Genomic DNA, 26,799 nt, shown 5'->3' with positions numbered 1-26,799 from the left:
AAGTCAGGGCGGAAACGCTCTCGGTGTGAGGATTCCGGCGTCGGCCAACCGCGAGAAGAATGTCACCAGCCGGGGATTGTGCCGGGTAGCGGTTTCCAGAAGTTGTCTGGCATCGTCCGTTCGTCCCCAGCGCGCCTGCAGCACCGCTTGCCAGAACGTCGCCTCGGGGTTGTCGCCCAGCACCCTCGCCACCGTGGCCAGCGTTGCGGCGGCGGAATTGTAGACGCAATCGGGCTGCGGCGGGCCGAGGATCGGGCCTTGCGGATCGAACACCACCCGCGACATGTCGTCGACCGCGTCGTTGATGTCCAGCAGCCGGCTCAGTTCCCCGATGGGGTCCCGATCGTCCTCGACGCGTAGATCTCGCAAGATGCCATCCCATGGCGCATCGGTGGGTGCGCCGTCGACGACCAGAATCGCGGCCGATTGCCGCCCGCGAATGTCACCGCCTGCCTCATCGGCGGCCTGCAGGCCGGCCGCGAGGCGGTGGGCCAGGTCACCGCATGCGCTTTCGAAGCCATGCACCATCGCCCGCGGCACGCCGTCGTTGTCGAGCATGTTGCCCAACCCCACGACGTGCTCGCCTCGGGCCACGCCCGCGGCGCCGACACATCGAGTGCCGCTGTGTATTCCGAATTCCCCCGCCGCGTCCAGGAACGCGACTTGTCTGATCTCGCGGTCGGCATCCGACCGCAGCAGTTGCCGCAGTGCATCGGGCGCGCGGCTGCCGGCCCGCATCAGGGCCAGGCCGCGCGGCCCGTATTGGCGGAGCGCGAACGCCTGTGTCGCCACCGCGCCGGTACCGGCTTCGGCCCAGGTCACTACGGAGCCGACGCCCATGTAGTGCGACTGCGATGCGACGCCGAGATGGCCCGTGACCGGATCGCGGGCAAGCAGCGAGAAGGTCAAGAGAAGTCGGTTTCCTCGCAGAGCTGTGTGAGATGCCGCTTGTATTCGGCTGTTTGGGTGAGCGGCATCAGCTTGCCGAGCTTGGCCACGTCACCGGCCAGCTTGATGCGCCCGTCCATGAACGCCGTCGTCGGGGGCAGTTCGCCACGCAGGATTGCGACGGAGTCGCCGAACGACGCCGTCATGGTGCCATCGGCGGCGGGGTCGTCACCCAGCTGCTGTTCCACGGCGCGGCCGTCGCGGACGTCGGCGTAGTAACGGATTTCGCCTCCGCCCGGGGCGTTGGTGAGACGGTATTGCACCCGGGCCGTAGCGCCGGGGCGTACCGCGAACGACTGCTGGAGCGCGGTCTGCCGGGTCAGCCATTCCTGAGATGCGTACTTCATCGTGCGGCCTCCGTCGGGGGTTGTGGGTTGCTGCTGTTGATTACCGCGATCCTGTCGGCCACCAGTTCCTCGGCCGCGGCGATGATCGGCGCGTACCCGGTGCAGCGGCACAGCGATGAGCTCAGGTGTTTGCGTATCTGGATGGCCGTCGGGCGCCTGCCTGCGTCGACCTCGGCAAGCAGTTCCTCGATCAGGACCACGAAGCCGGGTGTGCAGAAGCCGCACTGCAATGCGTGATGCCGCACGAGGCAGTCCTGCACGTTCGACGCACACCCGGGCGGGCTGAGCCCTTCGATCGTGACGACGTCGGTGTCGTCGGCCTGTACGGCCAGCATCAGGCACGCACGCGCGGAACGCGATTCGAGGAGCACGTTGCACGCGCCGCACAACCCCTCGCCGCAGCCGATGTGCGTACCGGTGAGGCCGAGCCGCTCCCGCAGGAAGTCGACGAGCGTCATTCGCGCGGGCACGTAGGCGCGCACCGCCCGGCCATTCACCCGAACTTCGATGGCCACACCGTCGGTCATAGCAGGTCCTCCCGCAGCCGACGCAGCAGGCGAGCGACGATCCGGATCGCCAGCCGTCGACGATGATCGGCGCAAGCCCTTGTGTCGCTGAGGAATTCGAGTTCTGCGGCAAGCGAGCAGCTCGCGTGCTCGATCGCGGGGTCATCGAGCGCTCCCGTCAGCGGCGCGGTGATACGCGACGGGGCGCGCGTCGGTTTCTGCCCCTCGCCGCCCACCCCGATGCGCACATCGGTTGCCCCGTCGGCGCCGAGGCGGGCGCTGACCGCGGCGCTCAACAACGGGGTGTCACCTGCACCGCGAATCGTCACCTTTTCGAAATGCCCCACGGTGCCCGCCTGCGGGCGGTCGTACCGCACCGTGTGCAGCAACTCGTCGTCCTCGAGCGCGGTGCGACGCGGAGCCAGGAAGAAGTCCTCCGCGGCGATGCGACGCAGGCCGCGTGTCGAGATCGCGGTCACCTCGCCGCCGAGGAGCAACAGACACACACCGAGCTCTGCGGCGGGGTTGGCGTTGGCGAGGCTGCCGCAGACCGTTCCGCGATTGCGGGTGGTGACCTTGCCGACCCCGGGCAAGGCTTGCGCGAGCACACCGAAGCCCTGCAGCGCGGGATACAGCTCTGCCGTTCGCTGCGTGACCGCGGCGCCCATCCGCACACCGTCTGGCGTGGCGGACAATTCGTGAAGTTCGGCAATTCTGCAGATGTCGACGAGGCGGCGCGGGCGATCCAGCCGGCGCACCAGCCGCGGCATCAGGCTCTGTCCACCAGCCAACACCCGCGTCCCCTCGGGGTCGCGACCGAGCTCGGCACACGCTTCGGTCACGGTGGACGCCGACACATAGTCGAACACTGCCGGGCGCATCACGAACCTCGCGCAGCCGGGGATTCGTGCGACGCGTCGGCCCGACAAATGTGCTCTTCGAGCAGAGCCGCAATTCGATGGGGGTCCTCGATGTGGGCCATGTGCCCCAGCCCCGCCAGCACCATGCAGTCGGTGCGCAGGGCGGTGGCCAGTGCCGCCCCCAGTTCCGGGGGGCAGGTCCGGTCGTGCTCGCCGGTCAGCACGCGGGCCGGAGCCGTGGCCCGGGCGGCGGCGGCCGAGACGTCGGCGGCCAGCGCCGCGCGCAGGATCCGCTCGATCACCGCCTCGTCGCGAAACGCGGCCAACCGCACCGATTGCCGCAGCATTTCCTCGTCGGCATCCGGCCCGAAGCTCGCCGCGGCGGCCTGCTCGAAAAACGACTCCGCGCCCAGCCGGCGCAACTCGGCGACGGCGGCTTCGGCATCGGCGGTGCCGGCGACGCTGAGTGCCCCACCGATGAGTGTCAGCGACGCGGCACGATCGGGCTCGGTTGCGGCCAGCGTGACGCAGACGCCCGCTCCGAACGAGGCTCCGACCAGGTGAGCGCGCGTGATGCCCAGTGCGGACATCGCGGCGCTGACGTCGGCGGCGTAGTCGGCGGCTTCGTACCGACCGCCCGGCGCCGAATCGCCATGGCCACGAAGGTCGACGGCAAGCAAGCCGCGACCGGCCATCAGGCGGGCGACCGGCGACCATTGCTCGGCGACTCCGTTGATGCCGTGCACGAACACCAGAGGCGTTCTGGCCGAGCCGGATTCGGCCCACAGACAGCTGAGGCGCCCGGCCGGACCCGCCACGAAGCGTCGCCGCACCGCCTAATCCCCCTCGCGCGGGGGCGGCAGGGTCATCGTCCGCCCATCTGGTCGGGCACATGCGCCGAGAAGTGGGTGTGGACCAGCCGCCATTCGCCGCCGCGTCGCCGCCAGATCTCGGTGCTGCGCATGCCGCCGTCATAGGTGCCCAGTTCACCGAAATCCGCTTGATAGTGGCTCAGGTAGGTGACCCACGCGACGTCGCCCTCGACCTCGACGCGTTCATCGCGCAGTTCGGCGCTCACCGCCTGCTCGTTCATGTTGGCCGACAGGGTGTCCCACAACGCGGCGATGTGGTCCTGTCCGACGTAGGCGGAGCCGTTGAGGTTGTACCAAACGAGCTCGCCGGGGTCGGCGCTCACGCGCCGTCTCAGATAGCGCGAGTCCAGCGGGCTGTTGGCGTCGACGAATTCGCGGTGCAGCCGCATGATTTCGGCGGCATCGCCCTCGCGCACAGTGGCGCCCTGTGTCATCTACGTTCCGTCCTTCAGGGTCGGTATTCAGGGGTTGGTGGCCATCGCGGGCCGGTTCTCGGCCAGCAACCGGACCAGATCGGGGACCTCGGCGGGCGGCATGAACGGGGCTATGGCGACCTCGTCGACGCCGGTTTGGGCGTAGGCCGCCAACGATTCGCCGACGCCATCGGGCGGGCAGACCATTGCCACGGCATCGATGACTTCCGGGGTGAACACCTTGATCGCCGCGGCCGGGTCGCCGGAGGCCACCGCCGCAACCAGGGCCCCCGGCGGGATCGCGCCGGCCGCAAGGTATTCCGTGGTACCCGCGTCGAATGTCGACAGCAACGAGGCCACCTGCAGCCGCGCACCGTCGATGTCCTCGGTGATGAAGGCGGGAACCACGACAGAGATCCGGAAGCTTCCCCGCGGCCGGCCGGCCGCGGCCAGCGTCTCCTCGACCCGCCGGACGGTCTCGGTCAGGTAGGCCCGCGACGAACCGGCGCTGAGGCACACACCATCGGCGTATCGCGCCGCGGTCTCCACCATTTTCGGGCGCACCGCCATGATGTCCAGTGGCGGTGGCGCCGTGTGCGGGTTCAGCTGGTACCGCGCGAAGGCGAATCCCGGGTAATCGCCTGTCAGCTCGACGCCGCCGAGTGCGGATCTGAGCGCCTGGTGCAGCGCGATGGTCGAGGCGATCGGTCTGTCGATCGAGCGTCCCAGCCTGGCGATCATGTCCGGCACGCCGGTGCCGATCGCGGCACGAATCCGGCCGGGGGCGATCTCGGCCAGCGACGCAAGTTCCATTGCCGTGACCCCGGGGTGGCGGCCCGCGGGATTGATGCCCATCAGCGCCAGCTCCAGCAGCTCGGTTTCCCGCAGATAGACCGTCGCGGGCACAACCGCGTCGTGAGCGCAGATGTGTTCGGCGTACCAGATGCCGTCCAGTCCGCACTCCTCTGCGGCGTGGACCGCCGGCAGGTCGGCGAAGATCGAGCCGAATCCGGTGAACGACAGACTCAATCGCACGAGGCTCAAACCCCAATCTATGGTGCGGGACGCGGTTGCGCGGACGCGTGGTTCCGCGTGGGTGCCCATCACGTAACTACAACTGTGACACTGTGTCAAGAACGATGTTTCACTTGATGTGCCACGTGTGCGAGACTCGACCTCATGACCACCCGCCAGACGGACCTGCAAGCGCGTCGCCGCGAGCACCGCCGCAACGCCCGTCGCCGCATCCTCGACGCCGCGCACGCCCTGCTCGAACAAAAGGCGTGGGCGGAGATCTCGCTCGACGACATCACGTCTGCCGCGGACGTTGCGCGCACGGCCTTCTACCGCCATTTCGACGATCGGCAGAGCCTGCTGATGGCGATGCTCAGCGACGTCGGCCTCGAATTGGACCACGTGGCCGACAACTGGTTGGCGGAGTCGGACGATCCGGTCGCCGAGCTGCGCCGCAGCCTGCAGGCGCTCACCGCGCTATGGGTCGAGCACGGACGGCTGATCGAGGCGATCTCCGACAGCGCCCGGCACGATCCTGAGATCGGCGCGCTCTATCGGGAGCTCGCCGATCGCCTCGCCGAGCAGACCGCGCGCCGCATTGCGTCGGATCTGTGCGCGAAACGCACCCACATCACCGAGCCGGCGGAAGTGGCGCGGGCGCTGACGTGGATGAACGAGCGTTATCTGATCGCGGCGTTCGGTCGGCGGCCGATCACCGACCCGGCCACCGCCGCGGCGGCACTCACAACCGTCTGGATCAACACGTTGTACGGGCCGTGCCCGACGGATCACACGTGACGGCGCGACTCGTGGTCCGGGGCGGCCACGTCTTCGATCCGATCGGCGGGACGGCGGGGCCCGCGGACGTCGCCGTCGAGGGCACCCGGATTGTCGACGTCGGCGTGGGGCTGGACGGCGACACCGCGATCGACGCCACCGGCCAACTGGTCGTTCCCGGCTTCATCGACTGCCACGTGCACGTCATGCTCGACGACGTCGACACGTTGCGGCTGCTCCAAACGCCATTGTCGCTGCGGTTCTTTCAGGCCGCGCGCAACCTGCGGCTGACGTTGCGCGCCGGCGTGACGACAATCCGGGACGCCGCCGGCGCCGACCTGGGTGTCAAGCAGGCACTCGCCGCCGGGCTCGTCGAGGGTCCCGACATGCAGATCGCCATCGGAATGCTCAGCCAAACCGGCGGCCACGGTGACGAATGGCTGCCAACCGGCGAGTGTGTGCACGCGTTGTGGCCCACCTATCCCGGCCGCCCGTCGACCGTCGTCGACGGCGTTGACGAAATGCGCCGCGCGGTCCGCGAACTCGTGCGCGCGGGAGCCGACGTCATCAAGGTCGCGACCACCGGCGGGGTGATCAGTCCACGAAGCGATCCGCGGCGCGCACAGCTCGCCGAGGACGAACTCGCAGTCATGATGACCGAAGCACGCGCCGCACACTTGCCGGTGATGGCGCACGCACAGGGCGCGCAGGGCGTCAAAAACGCAGTCCGGGCCGGGGTGCGCTCCATCGAACACGGTGTCTACCTCGACGAAGAGGCCGTCGACATGATGGTCAAGAGCGGAACATGGCTGGTTCCAACACTATCCGCCCCGTACGCGATCCTGCGACAGGCCGACACCTCGGGCGGCATCGCCGAGTCGACGCGCGAGAAGGCCGTCGCGGCCCTTGAAGCGCACGAAGCGTCCGTGCGGCTCGCCCACTCCGCGGGTGTCCGCATTGCGATGGGTACCGACGCCGGCATCTGCCGCCACGGCGAGAACCTCCGCGAGTTGGAACTCATGAATCGGCTGGGGATCTCGGCCATCGACGCGCTGCGTGCCGCATCGACGTCGGCGGCCGAACTGCTCGACGCGGGCGCGTACATCGGTGAGCTGTCCCCGGGCAAGCGGGCCGACATGGTGCTGCTGGAGGGCCCGGAGATCTCGGTGCAGGGGCTTCGCGAACGCGTACGTCTGGTCATTCATCGCGGCAAAGTGGTCGGGTAGGCGGCTCAGCAGACCGTTCACCGGGGGCTGCTGCCAACCCACCAAAGCAACAAATCCTCCGTCTATTTCGCCGCAGTTGAGCATTCTGTCCGAATTATTCGCGCCGATCTCGCCTGTCCGTCCACAGCGCCCTAGCGTCGCTACACGTTGGTCGATACGAAAGGCTTAGTCATGAACCCCGATGACGCACTTCGGTGGGAGGGCGAACTGACGCTCACCCGCCATGACGCCGACACCGGCACGACTTTCGTGATCCGGGTCGATTCGATCCGGCACGGCCGCGCCGCGGGCGGGACGCGCGCAGCCCAATACGCCTCGCTCACCGACGCGCTGGCGGACGCGGCCCGGCTGGCCGAGGCCATGACATTGAAGATGGCGGTGAGCAACCTACCCATGGGCGGTGGAAAATCCGTCATCGCCCTGCCTGCCCCACGCCAGGACATCGATGCGGCGACCTGGAAACGAATCCTGTACCTGCACGCCGAAAACATCGACAGACTCAATGGCGCCTACTGGACGGGTCCGGACGTCAACACAAACTCCGCGGACATGGACGTCCTCAGCAACACAACGGACTTCGTGTTTGGCCGCTCGGTCGGCGGGGGCGGCGCCGGGTCGAGCGCGGTCAACACGGCAGTCGGAGTCTTTGAGGCGATGAAAGCCACCGCGCGGTTCGGCGGGATGGGCGGCTTCGAGGGCCTGACCATCCTCGTCCAAGGCCTCGGCGCGGTCGGCGCCCACCTCGCGACGATGGCGGCCCAGGCCGGCGCGCGCGTGTTGGTCGCTGACGTCGACAGCGAGCGGATCGCCCGGGCGCAGGAGTTCGGGTGCACCCCAATCCCACCCGCTCGGGTATCCACCACCCCATGCGACATCTTCGCGCCCTGTGCGATGGGTGCCGTCATCGACCGCGCCGTCGCGCGGCGACTCACCGCCTCCGCGGTTGTGGGTGCCGCCAACAACATCCTGGCCGAGGACGAAGCGGGGTCGGTCCTGCGTGATCGCGAAATCCTGTACGCCCCCGACTTCGTCACCAATGCCGGCGGCGCATTCCACCTTGTCGGCCGGGAGGTGCTCGGGTGGGATGCCGACGTGGTGGCAGATAACACCAGAGCCATCGGACAGACGCTGACGCAGGTCTACGAAATCAGCGTGGCAGAAGGCATTCCCACCGATGCGGCCGCTCGAACTCTGGCGCGCCGCCGCGCCGCCGCACCCACATCCCTCGCCGGCTGAGCACGATTCACAGCCATTCGCGACTCAGGTCGCTCCACTCCTCGAACACCAGCCACGTGCGGCTCGAACGGATTCCGGCCAGACTGTGGATCCGGTCGAGCACGACGTTGCGAAGGGTGTGGTTGTCGGGGGCACGCACCACCACCAGCACATCGAAGTCTCCGCCGACCAGGGTGAAGCGCTCGACATAGCGCAGCGTCTTCAACTGCTCAGACAGGCCGCGCCAGGAATCCTGCAGAATCGTCAGGGCGATCAAAGCGGATGTGGCAAACCCGGCCTTCTCCATGTTGATTCGTGCGGTGAAGCCCTCGATGACGCCGGCCTTTTCCAGCCGTTCGACCCGTGCGTAGACGTGGGTACGCGAGACGTGTGCGCGCTGCGCCAATGCCAGCATTGACAAGCGGCCGTCCTTGACCAGTTCTTTGATCAACCTGCGGTCGACGTCGTCGAGTTGAACGTGTGTCACCGCGTCATCCATTTGTTTACCGCTCGCTTCCGCTCGACCATCGCACTGAACAATTTGTTGCCGCTTGCCGGGATGGACAGCAATCCGTATTCATTATGACCGATCTCGTTGTCACGTGGCCCACAACTGCCGAAGATCGTAAGACAGACAATCGACATTGGAGGCTACCGTGACAGTGGTCGCATCGGCTGACACCTCGCTGTATCAGAAGTTCCTTCCCGCCGACACGGCCGTACAATTCCTCGACCCCGCCGGCCAGCCGGTCGCGAGCAGCGCCCGATATGCCCGACCCGAGGCTCAGCGGTTGCTGACGATGTACCGGAACATGTTGCTGGGGCGCCGTTTTGACGAGCAGGCGGTGGCGTTGACGAAGCAGGGTCGACTTGCCGTCTATCCGTCTTCGCGCGGGCAGGAGGCCTGCCAGATCGCGGCGGCGATGTGCCTGCACGCGCAGGACTGGCTGTTCCCGACGTACCGCGATTCGATGGCCCTGACAGCTCGGGGCATCGACCCGGTCGAGGTCCTCGGAATGCTCGCAGGCGACTGGCACTGCTGCTTCGACGCCAAGCGTCACCACACCGCTCCACAGTGCACACCATTGGCCACCCAACTCCTGCACGCGGCCGGCTTGGCGCACGCCCTGACGCGCAAGGCAACCAACGCGGCGGTGTTGGCCCTATGCGGTGACGGTGCCACCAGCGAGGGCGATTTCCACGAAGCCCTGAACTTCGCCGCGGTGTTCAGGGCACCGGTGATCTTCCTGGTCCAAAACAACGGCTTTGCCATCAGCGTTCCGCTGGCCCGCCAGTCCGTGGCTCCGTCGTTGGCGCACAAGGGGGTTGGCTACGGCATCGGCAGTGAGCAGGTCGACGGCAATGATCCCGTCGCCATGCTTGCGGTGCTGGACGCGGCGCGCGACTACGTGCTGGCGGGAAACGGACCCGTCATCGTCGAGGCGCACACGTACCGGATATCCGGCCATACCAACGCCGATGACCCGCGCCGGTATCGCACTGAGGAGGAGGTGACGGAGTGGACCGCCCGCGACCCCATCCGGCGACTGGAAACCTTCCTGCGCGCCCAAGGATTGGTGGACGACGCCTACGCCGCCGCATTGACCGCCGAGGCGGAAGGCCTGGCCACCACGATCCGGGACGGCATGAACCGTGCCCGGCCCACCGAGATCGACGATTTGTTCCGGTACGTCTACGCGGAGCCGACCACGCAACTGCGCGAACAGCAGACACAAGCCCGCATCGAATTCACGGCCGAGCTCGAAGAGGACGACAAATGACACCGACCACGATGGCGCAGGCTCTGAACGCGGCATTACGCGATGCGCTCGACAACGACGATTCCGTGGTGGTGTTCGGAGAGGACGTCGGCACGCTCGGAGGCGTCTTTCGCGTCACCGATGGCCTGGCCGAGACGTTCGGCGCCGACCGCTGTTTCGATACTCCGCTGGCGGAGTCCGGGATCATCGGATTCGCGGTCGGGATGGCGATGGGGGGTTTTCGGCCCGTGGTCGAGATGCAGTTCGATGCGTTCGCCTACCCGGCCTTCGAACAGGTCGTGTCGCACGTCGCCAAGCTGCGTAACCGCACCCGTGGCGTCCTGTCGGCGCCCTTGGTGATACGTGTGCCCTACGCCGGTGGTATTGGCGGAGTCGAGCATCACTGCGATTCGAGTGAGGCCTACTACGCCCACACGCCGGGACTGAAAGTCGTCACGCCGGCGACGGTCGCCGATGCCTATGGGTTGTTGCGCGAGGCCATTGACGATCCCGATCCGGTGGTATTCCTTGAGCCGAAGCGTCTGTACTTCTCCAGGGACGACGTCGAGCTTCGCCGCGGCGCGAAGATCGGACAAGCCCACGTGCTCCGATCCGGCGCGGACGTCACGCTGGTTGCCTTCGGGCCGTCGGTGGAACCCGCCATGCACGCCGCGGCGGCGGCCGCCGAGTACGGCCGGGAGGTGGAACTCGTCGACTTGCGCTCGATCGTGCCGTTCGACGACGCGACGGTGACGGCCTCGGTCCGCAAGACGGGTCGCTGCGTAGTGGTGCAGGAGGCACCGGGGTTCGCCGGGGTGGCGGCCGAAATCGCCGCACGGATCCAGGAGCGCTGCTTCCACCAGTTGGCGGCACCGGTGTTACGCGTGAGCGGCTACGACATCCCCTACCCCGCACCGAAATTGGAACGCTGGTATCTGCCCACCTGCGACCGCATTCTCGACGCCGTCGACCGGCTGCAGTGGGATGACCATCCCGACACCCGCTGGGCGGTCGGCGCGTGACCGATCAGACCTTCATGCTGCCCGACCTCGGCGAGGGGCTTACCGAAGCCGTGATCACACGGTGGCTGGTGGACGTCGGCGACAGCGTCGGCATCGACCAGCCGGTCATCGAGGTAGAGACCGCCAAGGCGTGCGTCGACGTACCGATCCCGTTCGCCGGAACGGTCGCCGAACTGCACGGGACCGTGGGCGTCGCCGTGGCGGTCGGGGCACCGCTGATCACCGTGCGCACCGGTGAATTCCCCGACTCCGCGGAAAGCACTGGCACGTTCGCAAAACACCGGGAAGAAGAGCGCGCCGGTTCCGGCAATGTACTCATCGGCTACGGAACCAGCGGTCACCACGCGCCACGTCGCCGGCGCCCACGAGCTGCGGTAAAGGCGGAGGGCCCTGCCACGAAGGTCATTTCGCCGGTTGTCCGAATGCTTGCCCGCGACAACGGTGTCGACCTGGAGCAGCTTGCGGGCAGCGGTGCCGGCGGCATCATCACCCGCGCCGACGTCGAGCGCGTGATCGCGGCTAGAGCACCATCCGCCAACGAGGACGAGCCCCGAATTCCCGTCACCGGGATCCGGAAGGTCATCGCGGACAAGCTGAGCACCAGTCGCCGCGAAATCCCGGACGCCACCACGTGGGTCGACGCCGACGCGACCGGGTTGTTGGAGGCGAAACGACTCATGGGTCAGGCGGCGCCCGTCAGCCTCCTCGCATTGCTGGCCCGGCTCACCATCGCCGCGCTGCGCCAATTTCCCGAGCTGAACGCGTCCTTCGACGTCGAACACCAGCACATTGTGCGGCACCGCCACATTCATCTCGGGGTTGCGGTGCAGTCGCCGCGTGGGTTGATGGTCCCGGTCATCCCGGACGCTGACGCGCTCGACACCGTGACGTTGTCGAACAACCTCGCCGAAGTCATTTCTCTGGCCCGGGACGGCAAGCTCCCGCCCGCACGGCTGGCGGGCGGGACCGTGACGTTGAACAACTACGGTGTCTTCGGTGTCGACGGGTCGGCGGCGATCATCAATCACCCTGAGGCGGCCATCGTGGGCGTCGGCCGCATCATCGACCGGCCGTGGGTCCTCGGCGGTGAGCTCGCCGTGCGGAAGGTGACCCAGCTGTCGCTCAGCTTCGACCACCGGGTCTGCGACGGCGGCTCGGCCGGTGGCTTCCTGCGCCTATTCGCCGACTACGTGCAGAATCCCGTCACGGCGCTGGCGCTGCTGTGACGGCGGTTCAGCACAGCGACGTGCTGATTCTCGGTGGCGGCCCGGCTGGGTATGCGTGCGCGCTGCGGGCCGGCCAACTCGGATTGTCGGTGGTACTGATCGAGGCCGACAAACTCGGCGGCACCTGCCTGCACCGCGGCTGCATACCGACCAAGGCGCTGCTGCATGCCGCCGAGATCGCCGACATGACGCGCGCCGCAAGCACTTTCGGTATTAGGGCGCGCTTGGACGGGGTCGACATGGCCGCCGTGCATGCCTACAAGGAGTCGGTGGTCACCCGGCTGCACGCAGGCCTCGCGGGACTGGTCGCAAGCCGGAAAGTCACCACCGTACCCGGCACCGGCCGCTACCTGGGTCGGCGGGCCGTGGACGTCGAGGGCACCCTCTACACCGGGGACGCGGTGGTCCTGGCGACGGGCTCGTCGCCGCGGCGGATTCCCGGCATCTCGATTGGCGGTCGCATCGTCACCAGCGATGAGGCGCTCGCACTGCCCTATGTCCCGGAAACCGCGATTGTGCTGGGCGGTGGAGTCATTGGAGTGGAATTCGCCAGCTTGTGGACGTCGCTCGGGTCGTCGGTGACGATCCTGGAATCGCTGCCCCGACTGTTACCGGGAGAGGACTCCTGGGTGTCGGGAACCCTGGAGCGCGCGCTGCGCCGCCGCGGCGTCACCGTCAACACCGGAATCGCGGTCACCGAGGCGGGCCAGACCACGGACACCGTCACCGTGACACCCGACCGTGGCGACGCGTTGACCGCGGACGTGTTGCTGGTCGCCGTTGGCCGTGAGCCGCGCTCCCGGGCGCTGGCTGACGCGGGGATCACCGTCGACCGCGGCTTCGTCTGGGTGGACGAGCGCCTCGCCACCAACCACGAGGGCGTGTATGCCGTCGGCGACCTTGTCGCCGGCCCACAACTCGCGCACCGAGGCTTTGCGCACGGTGCCTTCGTCGCCGAAGTGATCGCCCGGCGTGATCCCGTGCCGGTCGTCGAGCAGTTCATCCCGAGGGTCACCTACTCCCATCCCGAGGTGGCTTGCGTGGGACTCACCGAACCCGCGGCACGCGAACGGTACGGCGACATCACCACGACGGTGTACGACCTCGGCGGCAATGGCAAGAGCCAGATCTTGCGCTCCTCGGGCGGCATCAAGGTGATCCGCCGCGGCCCCGTCCACGGTGACGGCCCCGTCGTCGGAATCCATTGCGTCGGTGATCGAGTCAGCGAATTCATCGGTGAAGCGCAGGTGATCGTCGGCTGGGAAGCCCTACCGGCCGAGGTTGGTCCCTTTCTGCATGCGCATCCGACTCAAAGCGAAGCGCTCGGCGAGGCGATGCTCGCGCTGTCGCGCTCACCACTGCACGGTCATTCCTGATGACCACCATGCTTGTAGATCGGAGACAATCTCGCGGGCAATCGACCCAGCCCCTGTGTGGCGGGTGAAGTTGGTGGCGGGAAAGTTTCGTGGGACAGGCTGGGAAGATTCCTTCGTCTCGCTTGTCCGGCCGGCCACCCCGTACCGACGATTAGACGAGTCACTTCCCGAGCCGGCGCACTACGCTAGAGCTCGCAACGCCAAGCCCATCGGCACATAGCGGCGCCACACCTGCCGGGCATCACGGGAAGACCTGCCCCTCTGCTGCGCGCAGGCACCAAATCAGCTGGAAAGTCCCACTCTTATCAGCCAAGCCTCGGCAGCCAGCGTCGCCGTGCTCGCGCGGTGGCAGCTGCGGCTAGCATGTCGGCGACCTCGGTGAATTTGTTCCGAGGCCGGCCGTCGTTGCTCCCGCGCGCGACCTCGGCGGCGTCGATCGCCCGCCAGCCGCGGGCGTCGACGGCGTCGGGCTGCCGGGCGTGGACCAGCTTGGCCAGCGTCTCCGGCTTCGACACCGGATCGCTCAGCCTGCCGGCGTTGAAATCCGCCACCAGAGCCTGCACCGTCTGCAGGGAGCAGGATTTGTTCGTACCGATGAATCCGCTCGGCCCCCGCTTGATCCAGCCCGCGACATACGCGCCGGACACCGGCTCCCCCGAGTCGGGATCGACCACCCGGCCGCCGTCGTTGGGCACGACAGCCGCCGACTCGTCGAACGGCAGGTCGCGAATCGGCTTGCCGCGGTAGCCAATCGACGTCAGGACCAGTCCCGCGCTGAGGTGGCGCAGCTCGTCGGTGCCGGTGACGGCGAACTCCACGCCGGTGGCGCGCTGACCGCCCAGCACACGATTCGGGGTGAGCTGATACGCCAGCCTGACTCGCGGACGCTCATCTCCCGGCGCCGAGTCGTCACCGAGGTCGCTCAGGATTTCCAGCTTGCGCTTGGTCAAGCTGTCCGTGACGGTGGCCAGATCGGCCGCCACCAGCTCGTGGTCGGCGGTGCTGAGCACGACGTCGGATGAGGTGGTGAGACCGATCAGTTCGGGCAGGGTGAACGCCGACTGGGCGGGGCCGCGGCGGGCGGCCACCACCACCTCGCGAACCGCGGACGCGCGGAGCGCCGCCAACGCACGGTCGGAGATGTCGGTGCGGGACAGGTCGTCGGGATCCGCGCTGAGCACCCGGGCCACGTCCAGGGCGACGTTGCCGTTGCCGATGATCACCACGCGTTCGTGGCTGAGATCGACTGGCAGCTCGGCAAAATCGGGATGGCCGTTGATCCAGGCCACCAGTTCGGTCGCGGTTCCGGTGCCCGGCAGCCCCATGCCCTCGATCTGAAGGCGACGGTCGTCGGGGGCACCGACCGCGTACACCACGGCGTGATGGTGGGCCAGCAGATCGGCGTGACTGAGGTGCCTGCCGACCTCGACGTTGAGGTAGAAGCAAAAGCGGCGATGACCGGCGACGCGATCGAACAACCGGGTGACCCGTTTGGTGTTCTGGTGATCGGGCGCCACCCCGGCGCGCACCAGGCCGTAGGGGGTGGGCAGCTTCTCAAAGACGTTGACCCGCACCCCATCCTGGGTGAGCAGCTCATCGGCGGCATACATCGCCGCCGGCCCGGAGCCCACGATCGCCACGGTCAGCGGCTGACGGCTTGCCCGCACCTGCGCCGCCGGGATCACCGGGGCCAGCTTCGAGGTGGGCGGCACCTTCTCCCCCTGCGGCCGCTCCGGGTAGAAGGACGCGTTGATCTCGACGAATGGCAACTGCTTGATGTCCAACCGGGTGTCCGGCGCGATCGCACCGACGGGGCAGGCGCTCACACACGCGCCACAGTCCACGCAGGCCACCGGGTCGATGTAGAGCATCTCCGAGGTGGCGAAGCCCGGCTCGTCGGGCGTGGGGTGAATGCAGTTCACCGGGCACGCGAAAACACAGGACCCGTCGTTACAGCACGACTGGGTAATGACATGCGGCATAGGCGATTACCCGCGCGGTCCTAGGCGGCCGGTGCCGCGGCCAGGTGCCGGCGCTGCGGCTCGCTGCGGTAGCGCGACGGCTTGCCGTCGATCTTGCAGAGCCGCCACATGAGCCGCGCGGAGCGCGTCTCCATCAGGCCGGTGTCATGAGCCAGCATCCGCACGTCGCCGAACATGTCGCTGAGCCACTTTCGTGATTCCGGCGACCGGAAGAAGAGCTCCTTGCGCACCTCGCGCGGGATGTCGAACTCCTGCCAGAACGCCTTGGGCGGCACCACGATGGCCCGGCACAGGACCTTCATCGTCAGCGGCAGGTACAGCGCGGTCCAGAACCGTTGCCGCTGGGTCAACTGCGGCACCCGCCGGCGCAGGAACTCATGGGCAAACGAAATGTGGCGCGCTTCCTCGGCCACGTGAATAGCCATCACCCGCTCCATGATCGGGTGCAGCGACTTCCCTTCGCGCAGAACGTTTTTCTGCGTGTGGTCGATCGGCTCCTCGCCGGCGAGCACCCCGATGAAGAACGCCACCGGCAGCGGGCCGGCCACCAGCGGTACCAGCGGCGAGAGCCACTTGAGCAGCCGCGGCATTCCCGGCACGTCGGCGCCGACGCGGTTCACCATTTCCTGAAACATCATGGTGTGGTTGCACTCTTCGACCGATTCGTGCAGGCAGTACCGGTATTCCGGAGACCCGTTCGGCACCCAGAACGTGTAGTTCATCAGCCCGCGGATCAGGATCGACTCGAAGTGCAGCCCGACCTTGGCGACGTTGGCCTGGCGCCACATGCCGATCTTGATCTTGCGCTCGTCGGACTGCGCCAGATACCAGGGATGGCGTCCCAGCGGATCGGTCGTCGGCAGTATCCATCGCGGGTCGTTCTCGGTGACGGCGAATTCGGGTGAGTCCCAGTCGATGTCGGTGTACGGGTTGAAGTTTCGCCGCACCGAGCCCTCGGACAGGGTGGCAAGCGTGTTGACGTACTCGGTGTCGTCGCGCACCTCCATATTGCGGCGCCAACGCCGAACCATGCGTGTCCTGGCCATATCCAAGCCTCCCCAACGAGGTTTACATTTGGACGTGCTATGTCCAGACAGTACCGCAGGTACCGGATATCTTCTAGACCCCCCACGGGCACTGTGGCCTGACCAGTGGTCAGGCCACAGGTGTGCCCTGCCTCACAGTGCGCCAAACGCCGCCGGCGCGCGGCCAGGCGTTTTGCGCGGGTCACGGAGGCGGGCCGGCGGACCGCTGCGTCACCGGTCACATCCGCTCACTACCCTGATGAGCATGGCTGACCAGCTCGAGGTTCCCGCTGACATCAAACCCCGCGACGGCCGCTTCGGCTGCGGCCCTTCCAAGGTCCGGCCCGAACAGTTGCAGGCGCTGACGACCACCGCGGCCCCGCTGTTCGGCACTTCGCACCGCCAAGCTCCCGTCAAGAACCTGGTGGGCCGGGTCCGGACCGGGCTGACCGAGCTGTTCTCCGTGCCGGACGGTTATGAGGTCATCCTGGGCAACGGCGGCGCGACGGCGTTCTGGGACGCGGCGGCGTTCGGGTTGATCGACAAGCGCTCGCTGCACCTGTCCTTCGGCGAATTCAGTGCGAAGTTCGCCTCGGCGGTTGCCAACAACCCGTTCGTCGGCGACCCGATCGTCGTCAAGGCGGACGCCGGCAGCGCACCCGAGCCGCAGAGCGATCCCTCGGTCGACGTGATCGCCTGGGCGCACAACGAGACCTCGACCGGGGTGGCGGTGCCCATCCGCCGCCCGGCCGACTCCGGCGACGCCCTGGTCGTCATCGACGCCACCTCCGGCGCGGGCGGCCTGCCGGTCGACATCACCGAGACCGACGCCTACTACTTCTCGCCGCAGAAGAATTTCGCCAGCGACGGTGGCCTGTGGCTGGCCATCATGAGCCCGGCGGCGCTGGCGCGGGTGGAGTCCATCGCCGCCTCGGGCCGATGGGTTCCCGACTTCCTGTCGCTGCCGATCGCGGTGGACAACAGCCTGAAGAACCAGACGTACAACACCCCGGCGGTCGGCACCCTGGCCCTGATGGCCGAGCAGATCGACTGGATGCTCGGCAACGGTGGGCTGGAGTGGGCCGTCAAGCGCACGGCCGACTCGTCGCAGCGGTTGTATTCCTGGGCGCAGGAGCGGCCGTACACCACGCCGTTCGTCTCCGACCCGGGCCTGCGGTCCCAGGTGGTCGGCACCGTCGATTTCGTCGACGACGTCGACGCCGCGACCGTCGCGAAGATCCTGCGGGCGAACGGCATCGTCGACGTCGAGCCGTACCGCAAACTCGGCCGCAACCAGTTGCGGGTCGGCATGTTCCCCGCGGTCGACCCCGATGACGTCAGCGCGCTGACACAATGCGTCGACTGGGTGGTCGAGCGACTCTGACCCGCCGAGCGGCGGGCCGCATCCGGGCCGTAACCCGCTCGCAATCGGCGCGCAACCGCCCAGCGTGTCAGCACAGGTTATGGGCGTCAGCTGCACTAGAGTGCGCACGAGACGGGTCCGTCGACCTGCACGGAGCCTGCGAGGAGAAACCATGCGGGAACTCAAAATGGTTGGGGTCGATGCCGGCGGCAAACACATCATCTGCGAGGCCGGCGATCCCGCCGAGCCCTTCAAGCTCGCGGTCGACGATCAGCTGAAGGCCGCCGTGCGCGGCGAAATCGCGCCGCCGGAGCAACCGCAACTCGACATCCAGGTCACCAACATGCTGAGCCCCAAAGAGATTCAGGCCAGGATCCGCGCCGGCGCGTCCGTGGAACAGGTGGCCGCGGCCTCCGGCTCCGACGTCTCACGGGTCCGCCGATTCGCACACCCCGTGCTGCTGGAACGCGCTCGCGCCGCGGAGTTGGCAACCGCCGCGCATCCGGTGCTCGCCGATGGGCCCGCGGTGCTCACCCTGCTGGAAACCGTGAGCGCCGCCCTGGTGACGCGCGGCCTGGAACCCGACCGGCTGAGCTGGGACGCCTGGCGCAACGAAGACAGCCGCTGGACCGTGCAGCTCGCCTGGAAGGCCGGCCGGTCGGACAACATCGCGCACTTCTGCTTCGCGCCGGGTGCGCACGGTGGCACGGTCACGGCCATCGACGACGCGGCCAAGGAGCTGGTCGACCCGAACTTCGACCGTCCGCTGCGCCCGCTCGCGCGGGTCGCCCACGTCGACTTCGAGGAGTCGGCGAAGCCCACCGCCGCCGCTCCGCAAGAGCAGCCCGCTCCCCAGGAGCCCCCGGTGCACACTCGACGCGGTAAGCCCGTCATTCCGGCTTGGGAGGATGTGCTGCTCGGGGTGCGCTCGGGCGGGCAGCGCTAGGCGACCCGCCGCGCCCACAGCGTCTAGCTCGCCACCGTCAGCGCGAGCAGTGTCAGCCAGGCTCCCGCGACACCGATTCCCGCGCCCAGCAGGAACCAGCGCAGCACCGGCTTGTGCCGCCAACCCCACAGCGTCGGCGCCAGCCCCCCGGCCGCGACGATGTTGAGCCCGACCGCCAGCAACGGATGCACCCGGACTAGGCCCAGGCTGAGCACCACGATGGCGGCCCCGGTCACTGCGGCGACGAAGCCGGCGACCGTCAAACCCGTTGCCCAGGGCGGGGAATCGTCGGTCACCCGCCGAGCCTAACCCGTTCGTAGAACGCCAGGGCGGCGGCGGTAGCGACGTTGAGGGAGTCCGTTCCGCGCGACATCGGGATGCGTACGCGCACATCGCTTATCCGCAGGGTCGCCGGCGTCAGCCCCGGCCCCTCGGCCCCCACGATCACCGCGATGCGTTCGTCGCGCGCGGCCGCCATCGCCTCCGCCAGGGTGGCGGCGTTGCCGTGCGGGGTCATCGCGAGCAGCCGAAATCCCTTCTCCTTCAACATTGCCAGTTCGGCGGGCCAGTCCGTCGCTCGCGCGTACGGGACCAGCAAGGCGTGCCCCATGGAGACCCGGACGGCACGGCGGTAGAGCGGGTCGGCGCAGCCGCTGCCGAACATCACGGCGTCGACGCCCAGCCCGGCGGCGTTGCGAAAGATCGCGCCCAGGTTCTCGTGATCGTTGACGCCCTCGAGCACCGCGACGGTCCGGGCGCGCTCGACCAGTTCGGCCACACCGGGTTCCGGCACCCGTCGGGCGGCCGCCAGCACCCCCCGATTGAGGTGGAAGCCGACCACCTGGGCCATGACGTCGGCGGAGGTTCGGTAGAACGGCACGGCGTTGCCCGCCAGGTCGTCTGCGAGTTCGGCGAGCCGGCGCTCGGTCCCCAGCAGCGCGTGCGGGGCAAACCGGGAGGAGAGCATGCGCTGGACGACCAGCACACCTTCGGCGATCACCAGGCCCTTGCCCGACGGCAGGTCGGGACGGCGATCGACGCTGTTCAGGTCGCGGAAGTCGTCGAGGCGGGGGTCGTCGGGATCGGCTACGTCCTGGACGTTGAGGCCATCGATGCCATCGCTCACGGGCTTTCGTCGACCAGGGCCAGCATCAGGTCGGCCGCGTTGCGCAGGGTGTCACGCTGTTCGTCGTCCAGCGTCGCCAGCCGTTTGGCCAGCCACTCCTGACGGGCCCGCCGGGTGGCCTTGACCAGCTCGGCGCCGGACGGGGACACCGAGACCAGCACCTGTCGGCCGTCGACGGGATGCGGGGCGCGGTCCACCAGGCCCATGTCGGCCAGCGATGCGATCACCCGGGTCATCGACGGCGGCCGGACCCGCTCGCGGATAGCCAGCGCGCCGGGCGTCATCGGGCCCTCGTTGGCCAGCGTGGCCAGCGCCGACAGCTGGGACAACGACACCGGCGACGACGGGTTCCGGAACCGGAGTTGGCGGGCCAGCCGCATGACCGCCAGCGACAGGTCGCTCGCCAGCCGCGCATCGCTGTCAGGCATGGCGCGAGGGTACACGGAAGCTCAGGAAGTCGGGATACGAACCGGTGAACGACGGGCTTTGGCTCCCGGGACCACGCGGGCCGACGATCGCCGAACCGCTTGTGTGGCCAGGCAACCCGCGCCGCCCCGGCATTTCGGCCACCCCGGCACCCGGGGGGTAGGGCGGCCCGTGCGGGCGGGGGCTATGTTAATCGCGATGTCCGAGGAACCCGGCTCGAACCGCGAGGCGCCGCCCCTGCCACCGGCGCTGCTCAACGCGTGGCCTTTCATCGGCCTCGGCGCGCTCGGTTGGCTGGTCGCGGCGGCCGCCGCATTTTTTGTCCCGGCCCTGCAGAGTTGGCGTCCGCTGACGCTGGCCGGGCTCGGGGTGGGCGTGCTCGGGACGAGCATCTTCGTGTTGCAGCTCGCAGCTGCGCGCCGCGGCGATCGCGGCGCGCAGACCGGACTCGACAACTATCTCGACCACGGCTAGATCTCGCACCGATAACCCGGGAGGATCGATGGTAGCTCCGCTACTGCAAGCGCAAATCGATATCGACGCACCGGTTTCCACCGTTTGGGGGTTGATCTCCGATCTTCGGCGGATGCCCCAGTGGAGCCCGCAGTGCCGTTGGATGAAGACGTTCGGCCCGCTGCGCCAGGGTACGCGGACCCTGAACATCAATCGCCGCAACCGGCTGTTCTGGCCGACCACGTGCACGGTCGTCGAGGTCATCCCGGAGAGCAAGCTGGCGTTCCGCGTCGACGCCAACCGCACCATCTGGAGCTACGAGCTGCAGCCCATCGACGGGGGCACCCGGGTGATCGAGAGCCGTCACGCGGAGAACGGCGTGACCGCGGTCTCGAACCTGACGGTGAACGCGCTGCTTGGCGGGACCACCAACTTCGAGCACGAGTTGCTCGAGGGCATGAACACCTCGTTGGCCAAGATCAAGGCCGCAGCCGAAAAAAGCTAGTCCGCCTCGGGCTGCTCGGGCCGGCCCTCCGGTGCGCCCGACGCCGTCGCGTCGGGCTGGGCCTCCGAGGCCTCGGGCGCGGATGCCGGCGGCTCCGCCTCGAGCTCCGGACCGCTGTCCGACTCGGTCTCGGGGTTCTGCGATTCGGCCGCCTCGGATACCTCGACCGCCTCGGACACCTCGGACACCTCGGCCGGCTCGAATACCTCGGCCGGCTCGAATACCTCGGCCGGCTCGAATACCTCGGGCGGCGCTTCCACGACGTCGAGCACGCCATCGTCGTATGGCTCGTACATCGGCGAACCGGTTCCCGCCGGAGCCGGGGTGTCCGAATGGGCTCCGCAACCGTACTGCTTGTCGACCACCTGCCCGTCGGCCGACAGTTCGTTGCCGCACACCCCGAACATCGCGCCGAGCGAGCCCGCCAGCGGCAGGAAGAATCCGCAGTCGCGGCACACCCGCTTGGTGGAGCGGGCCATCGGCGAGTCGGGCCCGTGGTCGCCCGTGTGCCATCGCTCGGCCGCCTCCGCCCGGCCCCAGGCGCTCATCACCCAGCGCCGGCCCAGCCCGATCTCGGCGGCGGTCTCGTCGACCTGGGGGTCGCCGGTGGCGGTGTAGCCGGGCGCCAGCCGAGGGTCGTCGGCCGCGGGGGCCAGCAGGTCCCCCGGGCTCAAGTCGCCTGGGCGCACCCGCTGATCCCACGGAACCCAGTGCGGGGCCAGCAACGCCGTCGGTCCGGGAATCAGCACCACTTCGCTCACGGTGGCGTGGTCCGCACCGGGGTGGGCGGCGACGACAACGGCCCACTGCCAGCCCTGATAGCCGGGCAGATGCGCCAGGAACCGGTGGGTGGCCGCCGCGGGGTCCTCGTAGCTGACGCCCAGGTAGTCGCCGACGGCCTCGGCCCCGCTGAACTCCACGACGGCGGCCCTGGCCTGGTCCGCCGCGCCCGTGAGCACGGCCGCCAACCCCTCCGGCCACTCGGCCACGGCTGCCACGGCGGATTCCTCGATGGGCCCGGTCACCATGTCCCCTTCCTGCATTGCGTTTCCAATACTAGGTTGGCCAGCCACGCCCCGTTACCTGCAGACGCATGTCGTCGGCATAGGGGAGAATCGGGACGTGTCTGGACGGCGGCGTGACGATCCGGGCCGCGTGGCCTCCACCCCGGGCCGCCGGCCCCGGGGTGGGTCCGGCAATCAGCATCCGGGCATGGCCAACTACCCCGCCGACGACGGCGATTATCGCCGCGCGCGCAGGTCACCGCCGATGCCCAGCGCCAATCGCTACCTGCCGCCGATCGGCGAGCAGCCGGAGCCGGAGCGACGCGAGAGCCCGCCGCCGCGCGGTGCCCCGACCGGCGAGCGGATCACCGTCACCCGCGCCGCGGCGCTGCGCAGCCGCGAGATGGGTTCGCGGATGTACTGGATGGTGCAACGGGCCGCCACCGCCGACGGCGCCGACAAGTCGGGTCTGACCGCGCTGACGTGGCCGGTGGTGGCCAACTTCGCGGTGGACGCGGCGATGGCGGTGGCGCTGGCCAACACGCTGTTCTTCGCGGCGGCCACCGGGGAGAGCAAGGGCCGGGTCGCGTTGTATCTGCTGATCACGATCGCGCCGTTTGCGGTCATCGCGCCGCTCATCGGCCCGGCGCTGGACCGGTTGCAGCACGGCCGGCGCGTCGCGCTCGCCACGTCGTTCGCCCTGCGCACGGCGTTGGCGCTGGTGCTGATCATGAACTACGACGGCGCCAGCGGCAGCTACCCGTCGTGGGTGCTCTATCCTTGCGCGCTGGCCATGATGGTGTTCTCCAAGTCGTTCAGCGTGCTGCGCAGCGCCGTGACCCCGCGCGTCATGCCGCCGACCATCGACCTGGTGCGGGTCAACTCCCGGCTGACCGTGTTCGGCCTACTGGGCGGCACCATCGCCGGCGGGGCCGTCGCGGCCGGTGTCGAGTTCGCCTGCACCCACCTGTTCAAGTTGCCCGGCGCGCTGTTCGTCGTCATCGCGGTCACCGTCGCGGGCGCCTTGCTGTCCATGCGGATCCCGCGTTGGGTCGAGGTGACCGCGGGCGAGGTGCCGGCCACCCTGAGCTATCGCCAGGACAGCGAGCCGCAACGGCGGCGCTGGCCCGACCAAGTCAAGAAGGTCGGCGGGACGCTGCGACAACCTTTGGGCCGCAACATCATCACGTCATTGTGGGGCAACTGCACCATCAAGGTCATGGTCGGGTTTCTGTTCTTGTACCCGGCGTTCGTCGCCAAGGCGCACCAGGCCAGCGGCTGGGTTCAGCTGGGCATGCTCGGGATGATCGGCGCGGCGGCCGGCATCGGCAACTTCGCCGGCAACTTTGCGGCCGCGCGCCTGCAACTGGGCCGGCCGGCCGTGTTGGTGGTGCGCTGCACGCTGGCGGTCTCGGCGGTCGCGTTGGCGGCCTCGGTCGCGGGCACCCTGGCGGCGGCGGTGATCGCCACCCTGGTCACGTCCGGCTCCAGCGCCATCGCGAAGGCCTCGCTGGACGCCTCCTTGCAGAACGACCTGCCTGAGGAATCGCGGGCCTCGGGATTCGGGCGTTCGGAGTCGACGCTGCAGCTGGCCTGGGTGCTGGGTGGTGCCGTGGGCGTCCTGGTCTACACCGAACTGTGGATCGGCTTCACCGTCGTCACGGCCCTGCTCATCCTCGGCTTGGCGCAGACGCTCGTCAGCTACCAAGGGAATTCGCTGATCCCCGGCCTCGGAGGTAACCGGCCCGTCATGGTCGAGCAGGAGGGCGCGCGCCGCGGCAGCCCGGCGGTGGTGCCCGAGTGAAACGCGGTGTCGCCGTGCTGCTGGCCGGCGTGATGACGGTGTTGTGCGCGGCGGTCGGCGTCGGCACCTGGCTGCTGGTGCGCCCGTCGGGTCCGCAGCGCCCGGAGATCAGCGCGTATTCGCACGGCCACCTCGCCAGGGTGGGGCCCTACCTGTACTGCAACGTGCTCAACCTCAACGACTGCGACACCCCGCAAGTCCAGGGCGAGCTGAAGGTCAGCGAGCGCTATCCCGTGCAGCTGTCGGTGCCCGACGCGATCTATCGCGCGCCCTGGCGGCTGCTGCAGGTCTACGAGGACCCGACCAACACCAACAGCACCATCTTTCGGCCGAACACCCGGTTCGCGGTCACCATCCCCCCGGTCGACCCGCACCGTGGGCGCCTGGTCGGGATCGTCGTGCAGTTGCTGACTCTGGTGATGGACCCCGCCGGCGAACTGCGCGATGTCCCGCACGCGGAATGGTCAGTGCGGCTGACGTACTGAGCGTCGCTCGCGGGGCTAACCCTCGCGAGCGACGATCACGGGTGTGCGCACCGCGTGTACCACCGCCGTGCTGACCGATCCCAGCAGCATGCCGGTGAACCCGCCGCGCCCGTGACTGCCGACGACGACAAGTTGCGCGGACCCCGACCGCTCCACGAGATGCTGCGCGGCGTGGTTGACGACGACCTCGCGGTGCACGACGACGTCGGGGTACCGTTCCCGCCAGCCCGCCAGACGTTCCGCCAGTGTCTCCTCGGCTGCCGATTGCAGCTTGGTCCAGGACGTCCTGGTCAGTCCGGTCCACTCCCGGCTGGGGAGATCGGGGACCTCGGCGTCGGTCCAGGCGTGCAGGGCCACCAGTTCCGCGTTCCGCCATGAAGCTTCGTCGAAGGCGATGGCCGTCGCCAGCTCCGATGCCGGCGAGCCGTCGACGCCGACCAGCACGCAGCCCTCGACGGGTGCTGAGCCTTCGTCGCGGATGACCGCCACCGGGCAATGGGCGTGATGGACCAGCCCGGTACTGACCGAGCCCAGCAGCACGCGTTCCAACGCCCCGTGCCCGCGGCTGCCCACCACGACCATGTCGGCCTTCGTCGACAACTCGACCAGCGCGGGAACGGGCGCCTCGGCGATGACCTCGTTGTGGATCCGCAGGTCGCTCCCCCCGGTCGCGTCCTCGACGATCTTGACCGCGTCAGCGAGCGCCTGTGTTGCCATCGCACCCAGCTCCTCGCGGAATTCCGGTGGAGCGGACTCGCCTGCCCACTCGAGCACCGGCGCGCCGCCGGGCGCCGGCGCCGCGGCGTAGGCGAGCGTCAGCGCGACGTTGCGCATGATCGCCTCGCGGGCGGCCCAACGGATGGCAGCATTCGAATCCCGCGATCCGTCGACACCAACGACGACTCCCAGATCCCCTGATTCACCGGACATTTCGTTGCCTCGCTTACACGTGTGGTCGGTACCCTCGACTCTAGGACCCCGAGGACGCGCGGACAGGGGGCGTTGGTCCCACGCTTCAGTGACCAAACGGCCTTTCGCCGCGGACCGCGACGCAATCCGCTGGCGGCCGCGACGCGGGAGCCCGGAGGCTTGCTACGCTCCGTGCCCGGCGGGCACCGCCTCGCCTTCGACCGGCGGCCCGGGCGGCGTCCCATCGCCGAAAGGCTTGCCGCCCAACGAATCCCGGTTATGTGGTGACAGCCAGCCGGTCAGGTCCGGCCCCTTGGGCACGATGCGGGTTGGGTTGATGTCGGCGTGCACGATGTAGTAGTGCTGCTTGATCTGGACGAAGTCGATGGTGTCGCCGAACCCGGGCGTCTGGAACAGGTCGCGCGCATACGCCCACAACACCGGCAGCTCGCTCAGTTTGCTTCGGTTGCACTTGAAATGCCCGTGATAGACCGGGTCGAACCGGGCCAGCGTGGTGAACAGCCGCACGTCGGCCTCGGTGATGGTGTCGCCCACCAGGTATCGCTGGTCGGTCAGGCGTTCGCTCACCCAGTCCAGCGCGGCGAACAGCCGGTCGTAGGCCGCGTCGTAGGCCTGCTGTGAGCCGGCGAAGCCGCACCGGTACACCCCGTTGTTGATCTCGGTGTAGACGCGCTTGTTCACCTCGTCGATCTCGCCGCGCAGCCGCTCGGGGTACAGCTCCGGCGCGCCGTCGCGGTGGTAGGCGGCCCATTCCGTCGAGAAATCCAGCGTCATCTGGGCGAAATCGTTGGTGACCACCGCACCGGACGGGATGTCGACGATCGCGGGGACCGTGATGCCCTTCGGGTAGTCGGGGACGCGCTTGAAGTACGCGTCCTGCAGCCGCGGGATCTTCAGCACGGGGTCGACGCCGCCCGGATCGAGGTCGAACGTCCAACTGCGTTGGTCGTGGGTGGGTCCGCAAAATCCAATGGAGAGAACGCTTTCCAGCCCCAGCAACCGGCGGACGATGATGGCGCGGTTGGCCCACGGACACGCGCGGGCAACGACGAGCCGGTACCGGCCGGGCTCCACCGGGTAACCGTCGCGCCCGTCGGCGGTCACGCGGGTGCTGATGTAGTCGGTGTCGCGGGCGAAGTCGCCGTTACCGGCAACGTATGCGGCCATGGCGACAATTCTGCCCCAGCC

General features: G+C 68.5%; 28 protein-coding genes and 1 pseudogene. 13 read left to right on the top strand and 16 right to left on the bottom strand.

Annotation, left to right across the window (positions count from 1 at the left end):
- Positions 1 to 3 precede the first annotated feature (3 nt).
- From U8D42_RS01535 to U8D42_RS01505, 7 genes are read right to left on the bottom strand one after another with little or no spacing between them, the layout of a single operon-like run.
- Positions 4 to 909, bottom strand: a complete 906-nt coding sequence (locus tag U8D42_RS01535) for a DUF1028 domain-containing protein (protein ID WP_322860910.1) — start codon at positions 907 to 909, stop codon at positions 4 to 6.
- A complete protein-coding gene (locus U8D42_RS01530; protein WP_085243239.1) occupies positions 906 to 1,295 on the bottom strand; it encodes an SCP2 sterol-binding domain-containing protein in 390 nt (129 codons plus the stop codon). Before U8D42_RS01530 ends, U8D42_RS01535 begins: the two co-directional genes overlap by 4 nt.
- Positions 1,292 to 1,822, bottom strand: a complete 531-nt coding sequence (locus U8D42_RS01525; RefSeq protein WP_322860911.1) for a (2Fe-2S)-binding protein — start codon at positions 1,820 to 1,822, stop codon at positions 1,292 to 1,294. Before U8D42_RS01525 ends, U8D42_RS01530 begins: the two co-directional genes overlap by 4 nt.
- Complete coding sequence (locus tag U8D42_RS01520) at positions 1,819 to 2,682, bottom strand: FAD binding domain-containing protein (protein WP_322860912.1); 864 nt, start codon at positions 2,680 to 2,682, stop codon at positions 1,819 to 1,821. Before U8D42_RS01520 ends, U8D42_RS01525 begins: the two co-directional genes overlap by 4 nt.
- A complete protein-coding gene (locus tag U8D42_RS01515) occupies positions 2,682 to 3,494 on the bottom strand; it encodes an alpha/beta fold hydrolase (protein WP_322860913.1) in 813 nt (270 codons plus the stop codon). The genes U8D42_RS01520 and U8D42_RS01515 overlap by 1 nt, the downstream gene beginning before the upstream one ends.
- Positions 3,495 to 3,526: 32 nt before the next feature.
- Positions 3,527 to 3,967: a YybH family protein gene (locus U8D42_RS01510; RefSeq protein ID WP_322860914.1), complete on the bottom strand. Its 441-nt coding sequence runs from the start codon at positions 3,965 to 3,967 to the stop codon at positions 3,527 to 3,529.
- A 27-nt stretch (positions 3,968 to 3,994) separates the two neighbouring features.
- A complete protein-coding gene (locus U8D42_RS01505; RefSeq protein WP_322860915.1) occupies positions 3,995 to 4,975 on the bottom strand; it encodes an LLM class flavin-dependent oxidoreductase in 981 nt (326 codons plus the stop codon).
- Positions 4,976 to 5,125: 150 nt separating this feature from the next.
- Between U8D42_RS01505 and U8D42_RS01500 the strand changes: the two genes are divergently transcribed.
- The 3 genes from U8D42_RS01500 to U8D42_RS01490 all read left to right on the top strand — a co-directional run bounded on the left by U8D42_RS01500 (position 5,126) and on the right by U8D42_RS01490 (position 8,199).
- Entirely contained in the window at positions 5,126 to 5,758 is a 633-nt protein-coding gene (locus tag U8D42_RS01500) for a TetR/AcrR family transcriptional regulator (RefSeq protein WP_322860916.1), read from the top strand.
- The gene (locus tag U8D42_RS01495; protein ID WP_211279282.1) at positions 5,755 to 6,963 is read left to right on the top strand and encodes a metal-dependent hydrolase family protein; all 1,209 of its coding nucleotides are present in this window, start codon (positions 5,755 to 5,757) and stop codon (positions 6,961 to 6,963) included. The genes U8D42_RS01500 and U8D42_RS01495 overlap by 4 nt, the downstream gene beginning before the upstream one ends.
- Positions 6,964 to 7,110: 147 nt before the next feature.
- Entirely contained in the window at positions 7,111 to 8,199 is a 1,089-nt protein-coding gene (locus tag U8D42_RS01490; RefSeq protein ID WP_322860917.1) for a Glu/Leu/Phe/Val dehydrogenase family protein, read from the top strand.
- A gap of 7 nt (positions 8,200 to 8,206) precedes the next feature.
- On the opposite strand, the gene U8D42_RS01485 is transcribed toward U8D42_RS01490, so the two are convergent.
- Positions 8,207 to 8,677, bottom strand: a complete 471-nt coding sequence (locus U8D42_RS01485; RefSeq protein WP_065446231.1) for an Lrp/AsnC family transcriptional regulator — start codon at positions 8,675 to 8,677, stop codon at positions 8,207 to 8,209.
- Positions 8,678 to 8,834: 157 nt separating this feature from the next.
- On the opposite strand from U8D42_RS01485, the gene U8D42_RS01480 reads away from it, so the two are divergent.
- Genes U8D42_RS01480 through lpdA form a run of 4 tightly spaced genes read left to right on the top strand, consistent with a single transcriptional unit; the run spans position 8,835 to position 13,562 of the window.
- On the top strand, positions 8,835 to 9,959 hold the full coding sequence (locus U8D42_RS01480) for a thiamine pyrophosphate-dependent enzyme (protein ID WP_322860918.1): 1,125 nt from the start codon (positions 8,835 to 8,837) through the stop codon (positions 9,957 to 9,959).
- On the top strand, positions 9,956 to 10,960 hold the full coding sequence (locus tag U8D42_RS01475) for an alpha-ketoacid dehydrogenase subunit beta (RefSeq protein ID WP_322860919.1): 1,005 nt from the start codon (positions 9,956 to 9,958) through the stop codon (positions 10,958 to 10,960). Before U8D42_RS01480 ends, U8D42_RS01475 begins: the two co-directional genes overlap by 4 nt.
- Positions 10,957 to 12,186, top strand: coding sequence for a dihydrolipoamide acetyltransferase family protein (locus U8D42_RS01470; protein ID WP_322860920.1), 1,230 nt, complete (start codon positions 10,957 to 10,959; stop codon positions 12,184 to 12,186). The genes U8D42_RS01475 and U8D42_RS01470 overlap by 4 nt, the downstream gene beginning before the upstream one ends.
- Entirely contained in the window at positions 12,183 to 13,562 is a 1,380-nt protein-coding gene (gene lpdA / locus U8D42_RS01465) for a dihydrolipoyl dehydrogenase (protein WP_322860921.1), read from the top strand. The genes U8D42_RS01470 and lpdA overlap by 4 nt, the downstream gene beginning before the upstream one ends.
- Before the next feature lie 305 nt (positions 13,563 to 13,867).
- On the opposite strand, the gene U8D42_RS01460 is transcribed toward lpdA, so the two are convergent.
- Positions 13,868 to 15,544, bottom strand: a complete 1,677-nt coding sequence (locus U8D42_RS01460; RefSeq protein ID WP_322860922.1) for an FAD-dependent oxidoreductase — start codon at positions 15,542 to 15,544, stop codon at positions 13,868 to 13,870.
- Between the two features lie 20 nt (positions 15,545 to 15,564).
- Positions 15,565 to 16,590, bottom strand: coding sequence for an AurF N-oxygenase family protein (locus U8D42_RS01455; protein WP_322860923.1), 1,026 nt, complete (start codon positions 16,588 to 16,590; stop codon positions 15,565 to 15,567).
- A gap of 244 nt (positions 16,591 to 16,834) precedes the next feature.
- Here U8D42_RS01455 and serC point away from each other — a divergent pair, with 244 nt between their 5' ends.
- Together serC and sepH are read left to right on the top strand one after the other, a co-directional pair.
- Positions 16,835 to 17,953 (top strand): phosphoserine transaminase, encoded by a 1,119-nt coding sequence (gene serC, locus U8D42_RS01450; protein ID WP_322860924.1) that lies wholly within the window; start codon positions 16,835 to 16,837, stop codon positions 17,951 to 17,953.
- 151 nt (positions 17,954 to 18,104) lie between these two features.
- A complete protein-coding gene (gene sepH, locus U8D42_RS01445; RefSeq protein WP_085243224.1) occupies positions 18,105 to 18,878 on the top strand; it encodes a septation protein SepH in 774 nt (257 codons plus the stop codon).
- Between the two features lie 23 nt (positions 18,879 to 18,901).
- On the opposite strand, the gene U8D42_RS01440 is transcribed toward sepH, so the two are convergent.
- The 3 genes from U8D42_RS01440 to U8D42_RS01430 are packed head-to-tail and all read right to left on the bottom strand — an operon-like array spanning position 18,902 to position 20,432.
- Complete coding sequence (locus U8D42_RS01440; RefSeq protein ID WP_085243223.1) at positions 18,902 to 19,174, bottom strand: DUF2537 domain-containing protein; 273 nt, start codon at positions 19,172 to 19,174, stop codon at positions 18,902 to 18,904.
- Positions 19,171 to 20,004: a TrmH family RNA methyltransferase gene (locus U8D42_RS01435; RefSeq protein ID WP_085243222.1), complete on the bottom strand. Its 834-nt coding sequence runs from the start codon at positions 20,002 to 20,004 to the stop codon at positions 19,171 to 19,173. The genes U8D42_RS01440 and U8D42_RS01435 overlap by 4 nt, the downstream gene beginning before the upstream one ends.
- Positions 20,001 to 20,432, bottom strand: a complete 432-nt coding sequence (locus tag U8D42_RS01430; protein WP_085243221.1) for a MarR family transcriptional regulator — start codon at positions 20,430 to 20,432, stop codon at positions 20,001 to 20,003. Before U8D42_RS01430 ends, U8D42_RS01435 begins: the two co-directional genes overlap by 4 nt.
- A gap of 196 nt (positions 20,433 to 20,628) precedes the next feature.
- Here U8D42_RS01430 and U8D42_RS01425 point away from each other — a divergent pair, with 196 nt between their 5' ends.
- Complete coding sequence (locus U8D42_RS01425; RefSeq protein WP_322860925.1) at positions 20,629 to 20,904, top strand: DUF2530 domain-containing protein; 276 nt, start codon at positions 20,629 to 20,631, stop codon at positions 20,902 to 20,904.
- A gap of 28 nt (positions 20,905 to 20,932) precedes the next feature.
- Positions 20,933 to 21,388: an SRPBCC family protein gene (locus tag U8D42_RS01420; protein WP_085243219.1), complete on the top strand. Its 456-nt coding sequence runs from the start codon at positions 20,933 to 20,935 to the stop codon at positions 21,386 to 21,388.
- Positions 21,389 to 21,630: 242 nt separating this feature from the next.
- Here U8D42_RS01420 and U8D42_RS01415 read toward each other — a convergent pair.
- Positions 21,631 to 22,413: pseudogene (locus tag U8D42_RS01415) on the bottom strand (DUF3027 domain-containing protein); the annotation flags it as partial.
- 130 nt (positions 22,414 to 22,543) lie between these two features.
- On the opposite strand from U8D42_RS01415, the gene U8D42_RS01410 reads away from it, so the two are divergent.
- Both U8D42_RS01410 and U8D42_RS01405 read left to right on the top strand, forming a co-directional pair.
- The gene (locus U8D42_RS01410; protein WP_322861017.1) at positions 22,544 to 24,196 is read left to right on the top strand and encodes an MFS transporter; all 1,653 of its coding nucleotides are present in this window, start codon (positions 22,544 to 22,546) and stop codon (positions 24,194 to 24,196) included.
- On the top strand, positions 24,193 to 24,681 hold the full coding sequence (locus tag U8D42_RS01405; protein WP_322860926.1) for a DUF2771 domain-containing protein: 489 nt from the start codon (positions 24,193 to 24,195) through the stop codon (positions 24,679 to 24,681). The genes U8D42_RS01410 and U8D42_RS01405 overlap by 4 nt, the downstream gene beginning before the upstream one ends.
- Before the next feature lie 15 nt (positions 24,682 to 24,696).
- Here the strand turns inward: U8D42_RS01405 and U8D42_RS01400 are convergent, their stop codons facing one another.
- Together U8D42_RS01400 and U8D42_RS01395 are read right to left on the bottom strand one after the other, a co-directional pair.
- Positions 24,697 to 25,611 (bottom strand): universal stress protein, encoded by a 915-nt coding sequence (locus U8D42_RS01400; protein ID WP_322860927.1) that lies wholly within the window; start codon positions 25,609 to 25,611, stop codon positions 24,697 to 24,699.
- Positions 25,612 to 25,773: 162 nt separating this feature from the next.
- Entirely contained in the window at positions 25,774 to 26,778 is a 1,005-nt protein-coding gene (locus U8D42_RS01395) for a glutathione S-transferase family protein (protein ID WP_322860928.1), read from the bottom strand.
- Positions 26,779 to 26,799 lie beyond the last annotated feature (21 nt).

Source organism: Mycobacterium europaeum (assembly GCF_034555895.2).
Lineage (GTDB): Bacteria > Actinomycetota > Actinomycetes > Mycobacteriales > Mycobacteriaceae > Mycobacterium > Mycobacterium europaeum.
The sequence above is the reverse complement of the archived record's forward strand: the minus strand, read 5'-3'. Positions and strand labels throughout refer to the sequence as shown.